Origin of the sequence: Bathymodiolus platifrons methanotrophic gill symbiont, from assembly GCF_002189065.1 — a bacterium.
Classification (GTDB): Bacteria; Pseudomonadota; Gammaproteobacteria; order Methylococcales; family Methylomonadaceae; genus Methyloprofundus.
In genome coordinates this window covers 1-5,897 of the sequence record NZ_BDMN01000055.1, presented here as the reverse complement: position 1 = coordinate 5,897, position 5,897 = coordinate 1, and the positions used below count along the sequence as shown (strand labels likewise).

Annotated in this window: 7 protein-coding genes; 2 read left to right on the top strand and 5 right to left on the bottom strand. The window is 39.3% G+C overall.

Annotated elements, in window-relative coordinates; all coding sequences use genetic code 11:
• Positions 1-12 precede the first annotated feature (12 nt).
• The 4 genes from CDZ78_RS03900 to CDZ78_RS03885 form a co-directional block, all read right to left on the bottom strand.
• The gene (locus CDZ78_RS03900; protein WP_087868797.1) at positions 13-222 is read right to left on the bottom strand and encodes a hypothetical protein; all 210 of its coding nucleotides are present in this window, start codon (positions 220-222) and stop codon (positions 13-15) included.
• A 194-nt stretch (positions 223-416) separates the two neighbouring features.
• Positions 417-1,067 carry a hypothetical protein gene (locus CDZ78_RS03895; RefSeq protein ID WP_140413871.1) on the bottom strand — a complete coding sequence of 217 codons (651 nt, stop codon included), beginning with the start codon at positions 1,065-1,067 and terminating at the stop codon, positions 417-419.
• Positions 1,068-1,220: 153 nt separating this feature from the next.
• Positions 1,221-1,904 (bottom strand): IS6 family transposase, encoded by a 684-nt coding sequence (locus tag CDZ78_RS03890; protein WP_087868795.1) that lies wholly within the window; start codon positions 1,902-1,904, stop codon positions 1,221-1,223.
• Positions 1,905-2,337: 433 nt separating this feature from the next.
• The gene (locus CDZ78_RS03885; RefSeq protein ID WP_167374165.1) at positions 2,338-3,732 is read right to left on the bottom strand and encodes a hypothetical protein; all 1,395 of its coding nucleotides are present in this window, start codon (positions 3,730-3,732) and stop codon (positions 2,338-2,340) included.
• Between the two features lie 57 nt (positions 3,733-3,789).
• On the opposite strand from CDZ78_RS03885, the gene tnpA reads away from it, so the two are divergent.
• Positions 3,790-4,131 (top strand): IS66 family insertion sequence element accessory protein TnpA, encoded by a 342-nt coding sequence (gene tnpA / locus CDZ78_RS03880; protein ID WP_087868793.1) that lies wholly within the window; start codon positions 3,790-3,792, stop codon positions 4,129-4,131.
• Positions 4,128-4,325, top strand: a complete 198-nt coding sequence (tnpB, locus tag CDZ78_RS03875; RefSeq protein WP_087868792.1) for an IS66 family insertion sequence element accessory protein TnpB — start codon at positions 4,128-4,130, stop codon at positions 4,323-4,325. Before tnpA ends, tnpB begins: the two co-directional genes overlap by 4 nt.
• Here the strand turns inward: tnpB and tnpC are convergent.
• A complete protein-coding gene (gene tnpC, locus CDZ78_RS03870; protein WP_230990498.1) occupies positions 4,317-5,870 on the bottom strand; it encodes an IS66 family transposase in 1,554 nt (517 codons plus the stop codon). The genes tnpB and tnpC overlap by 9 nt on opposite strands.
• Positions 5,871-5,897 lie beyond the last annotated feature (27 nt).

Below are 5,897 nucleotides of genomic sequence, written 5' to 3'. Positions count from 1 at the left end.
GGGAAGGGGGATTTATGCGACAGAACCCGCTTCGAGCCCTGTATTTATTTCATGAAGGGCATCAAAAGGGATAGACTCAACCAGAGTCGCCACTGAATTTTCTTTGAGCATTGAAATCATGTAATTAGAGTCTTGTTTCTGCTGATCCCACCAGGCATAGTCTGTGCCAGCTTTATCATAGACATAAAGATGTTTCTGAGATAGAGTGTTATGTAAACACACATAAATAATAAAACCCTAATATTAGAATCCAGGGCTTTATTTATTCATGTAACACATTGATTTTAAATGGTTTTATATAAGCCATTGAAATCTACTAAACTTATTGTAACTATTTGTTTTAAAATAAATAGTTAATCTAAAAATATAAATACATACCCGCTCAATGTGAGACGGAACCGAAATTCACCGTACTTTTAATCGAACCCCCAAGAGTCAAATATTTCTTGTGTAACATATTCACCATCAAACAAATAAACTCCGCCTTCATAAGATGAAGCGCTAGTATCTGGAACCTCATATACAACTGTTTCTGTATCTGAATGTTTATTAAAAGTATCAACTTTTTTATGTGGATAGTTATTTTTACTTAGTTTTTCACACCTAGACTTCCATTGAGACTCAATTTCATTGAAAAAGTTTTCATCTTTAGAATAAAGGGGGTTTACGTGATTATTCCCTTCAAGGCATCTAAATTCATATTTAACATGATAACTAATTCCATTGGACTTAGTTCGCCACCCAACATGAGGATACCAAACGCCGAAATTCCCGTGGGAATCCTCCTGTTCCTCTAATAATATTCCCTTATAAAAAACTCGACCAAAATTTGTTACCTCAATATCCTTTCGTACTTTTAAGTTATGACCATGTGTTTGAATTTTATCAGTTACTTTCTCATTAGGAACTAATTGAGATGAAAGGTACCACAGGCTATCTGTAGTAACATTTTTTGCTTTTACTTGCTCCATGAGTGACAACATTTCTTTGTAGTGTGAAATTTTTGCATTAACCTCATTTTCTGGCATATCACTTAAAGCACTTAAAATTTGTTCTTTAGTTAACATTATGGGAAACATTGACACTCCTTTATTTTACTCTTATAAAAGTTACGCATTGACAGGCAATTTTATGGGGGGCGGAAAAACAGGTATGGCCAGAATATTGGGTTCTGTCGCAATAATTATCAAAAGCGCAGACCTCCTGGTCTTCAGGCATAACTATCCTGCTAAAGCCATAAACTGCTTATAAGCAGGAATATTTTCCTCAGACAACTGTCCCTTTCGGATCATATGTGCCGTTTCAATTCCATCAATGGTTGCTTGAGCGGAGTGAAACGCTTTAAAGCCCATCATCGGTTTTGTTATTTTTTTGATAAAGCGGTGATCCTGTTCGATGATGTTATTCAAATATTTAACCTGTAATATGTCGATCATAGTGGCAAACCCAGCGAGGATTAACAAGAGGTTAATATTGGCTAATCCTGCATAGTTAGCGCCACTTTTATCCATAACGACCTTATCAGGAAAGCCATTATTGTTAATCGTTTGTTTGAAAAATGCGGTTGCAGCCTCTTCATCACGGCGCTCAGAAAGCATGAAATCAAGCGTATCCCCGCGACTATCAACAGCTCGGTATAAATAGGTCCACTGCCCCTTCACTTTGATATACGTTTCATCCATGCGCCACGACTTATTGGTTTCTCGTTTCTGAGATTTAGCTTTTACAGCAATGGCAGGAGAATAACGGATAACCCAACGATTGAGCGTAGCATGATCCACTTCAACACCTCTTTCTTCCATAATTTCTTCAAGGTCGCGATACGAAACGCCATACCTGACATAAAAGAAAACAGCATAAAGAATGACATCTTTTGGGAAGTGAGTGCCTTTGAAGCTGAGCATATGATCTACCTTTTATTGAAATTGAGAATTATGATAGCAGATAACGTCGGGAAGGGGGATTTATGCGACAGAACCTTCAATACCTTCGCCAGAATGAAAATAAACTCATTTTTATGAATTTTACATCCTATAAGCGGTTGATTTATATAGGTGTAAGATTGTAATTTCTGGCTTAAATTAAAATTGGCGAAGGTATTGTCTAATGTAATTAATTGGAAAAATAGGCTTCCCGTATAAGCGGGGACAGCCCGTAATTTTAAGTGGTCTAGATCAACCTTAGGCCTACCTTTTCTGAGTGCAGTTGTCCCGCTTTAGATGGGAAGCCTAACATCTTTATGAAGATTTTTCTTCAGGTACTAATGATGAACGACAAGGACTAAAAACCTGTCTAAAAGCACTACGCCAGGGAGACATTCTTAAGGGTCGTTGTAATTTATGATCTCGTATTCATAGCGCTCATACCTTTTACCCATAACTGTTTAAACAGAGAATCTAAATTCCATTCTTTAAGGGTAATTTGTTTTTCAATTGCATCATGCCTTAAATTAGGGGGGGCAGACATAATATCATCAATTAAAGCTAAAACCCGTTCCCGTAAATTTACCATTTCTTTTATGGTACAAAGCCCCATTTTGGAAGAAGGGTTTGCAACATCAGAAACATACCCATCTGGGCCAACATATAAAAGCCCTAAATGATTATATTTAACGTGTTGTTCATTAATCCAAATAAGGTGGTCATGTCCTTGCCCAATATCTTTCTTCTGGTATTTTGCTGGAGATTTTTTATCTGTTTTTAGTTCAAATCCAATAGTAAAACTGTTTTTATCATCAATCCATAAAACGTCTGGTCCAGTACCTTGATCATTATCAGGTCTTGTTGATCGAAAACCTATAATTTCACCCAATTTTCGTACGGCTTCCTCAGCTTGATTAGCTGTTCCTTTATTTATATAACTTAAATCCTCCTTAAGTTTCTGAATTTCAGAATGGGATTTTCCACCATTAGAAAATCCAATATATTTTAATAAGCTTAAGGCAAAATGGTTTGATTGATTGTTCATGTTTTTTTCTTTATGCTTATTTAATCTCGGTAAAGTAATAGCAGGGCCTATTCTGGTTTTAGCTATGTCATAAGCACGATCGGCACTGTCAGAGTCTCCTTCAAGGTCAAATGCTGCCCCAAGCCAAACACCATGCCACCCTCCTAGAGGAGTATCAGTACTAGCGAATTTATCAATAGATTTTTCCATAACTTGCCTTGCTTTACCATAGTCCCCATTCCAAATAAATGCGGCATACTTAGATTCTATTAAAGCAGCCTCTTCCATAACAGGCTCAGCAATTCTTGCTCGTTCCATTTGTCTTTGGTCCAGCTCACCAAGCTTAACTTCACTTTCATAATGATTGAGCCATGTTTCATCACGATTAAGTACTGAACTTATTGCATCTGAAACTTTACTTGTACTAAATAACAACATGCCTTCCTGAACTGATCGTCCCAACATAACTTGTTTTTGCAACAACGGAGGTAGTAGTGAAACATTTCGGTCGTTTGCTAGCCATATATTGAGTTCCTTTCCCGCGATAAGAAAGACGCCATAGTCATTCCTTCCACGGTTTATGCGACCAAATAACTGAGCCAGTCTATTAGCAATACGAGTGGCATGTACATTATTCATTTTCAAGAATTCCCACTGATACCTCTCAATAAGAGACGTACCACTTGGTAAGCACTCCATAAGCATTAGTCGGCATGTGTCATGTGGTAAATCAATACCGTCAACTCGGGAAACGAATGTAAAGTAAGCGTCAATTAAACCACACATTCAAAACCAACCTAAAAAATGGCAGACTATTGCTTCCAATTAACTCAGGAGGCATTAATGAGCCCATCTCAAAATAAATCGGCTATGCAAGACCATATACCGCAATGGCAAGCCAGTAGCTTAACTCAGGTCGAGTATTGCAAAGCCCATGATATCAAGCCGCATATTTTCAGTTATTACAAAAAGCAATTCAGCTCAGCGACCTCATCAGTGAAACAATCCAGCCAATTAGTTCCAGTAAAACTTGTTACTGAAGACACGCTCATCGGCTCAAGGTTATCTGCTGGTTTGTCAGTGATCAAAAGAACTCATAGCAATGGTTTCAGCCTGGAAATCCTTGCCGATACGGAGCTTTCATCTTTAAAGCCATTATTAGAATTACTTAGGTCGGTAGCATGATAAACGGACTGTCTGTTAATTACGTATACCTGGCGACAGGCGTGACTGATATGCGTAAATCGATTAATGGCTTGTCACTGATTGTTTCGGAACAGTTTGGACATGATCCCTTTAATGGAAGTGTTTTTGTCTTTTGTAATCGCTCCGTAAGCGTCGATTCTTCCCACCTAGACAAGCTACGCCACTTACTTTAAAGGCTTGATTTTTTCAGTCAGGTTCCAGGGTAAAAACTGATCCAATGCCTCTGGCTTATAGTGCCTACCAAGCTTGGGTAGTGCGGTGAGTAAATACTTTAAGTAATCAAAAGGCTCTAGGTTATTGGCTACCGCTGTCTGCACAAGACTGTAAAGTAGTGCGCTGGCATTAGCGCCGCGTGGAGTTTGATTAAATAACCAGTTTTTACGGCCAATCACAAACGGCTTGATATGACGTTCCGCTGCATTATTATCAATTTGTATATTACCATCATCAATATAGCGGGTTAGGCTATCCCATTGGTTAATGGTGTAACGAATGGCTTTACCGATCGCACTATCTTTTGCCGTTTTGGTAAGGTTGTTATCACACCACTGTTTTAAATCTTCCAGCAGAGGTTTGCTTTTTTCCAGACGCAACAAATAACGTTGCTCTATTGTCAGGCCTTTGAATTGTTTTTCTAGTGCATACAAGCGAGCAAACTTGCGTAATGCGGTTTGGGCCATGCCCATTTTATTCTTGCGGCTTTCTTTAGGGAGTGCTTTCAACGCTTCATCGAATTTACGACGCGCATGCGCCATACAGCCGACGAGGATACAGTCATCTGATGCCAATGCATGGTAGCCGGCATAGCCATCCACCTGTAAGTGACCTGAAAAGCCCTGTAAGAAGTTTGCTGCATGCGCACCTGCCCTTGTCGCCTGATACTCATACAAAACAATCGGGTGCTCGGATTCATGCCCCCCACTATGGTAGAGCCACATATAGGATTTTGATTTCGTTTCTCGCCCATCCTGAATAACATTCAGAGTTGTTTCATCAGCCTGAAGAATTTTCTGCAGGATGAGCAGTTCATGCAGTCGATCATAAAAAGGCATGAGTAATTCAGCAACTTTCAACATCCAGTTAGACAGTGTGGCACGCGAAAGATCAATACTTAAGCGTTTGAAAATGGTTTCCTGCCGGTAGAGTGGCAAGCTATCCATAAACTTAGCCACAATGATGTAGGCCAATAGGCTTGCCGAGGCAAAACTACGAGGAATGGGCTGTGCCGGTTTAGGTGCACTGATAATGCCAATTTCACACGCACGACAGCCATATTTAACCTGCACATGTTCAATGACTTTGATTTGGGCAGGAATGATTTCTAACTGCTCTGACTTATCTTCACCAGCTTCATGCAGTGCATGACCGCATTCACAAACACGCTCTGCTTCAGGTAATTCATAGCGGACCACTTCTCGCGGGATATGTTTTGATAGTGGTTTTCGACCTGGCTTTTTACGCTGATAGCTAATGGTTTCTTCAAGATCAGAATCATCTTGTTTTAAGCTATCAAGAATCGATTCCGCTTCATTAAACAACTCCATTTGATCAGGACACTTTTCACTGGATGCGCCAAACCGCTGGTGTTGAAACAGACAAAACTGTTCCTCATACCATTTTAGTTTTTCCTGTAATTGATCTACTGTCGACTGATAGTCCAGCACCATTTTTTGAAGTGCATTTGTCTCGTCTGGCAGTGTCTCAGGAAGTGATTTCATGGTTAATATTATACCATTAAAGAGCAG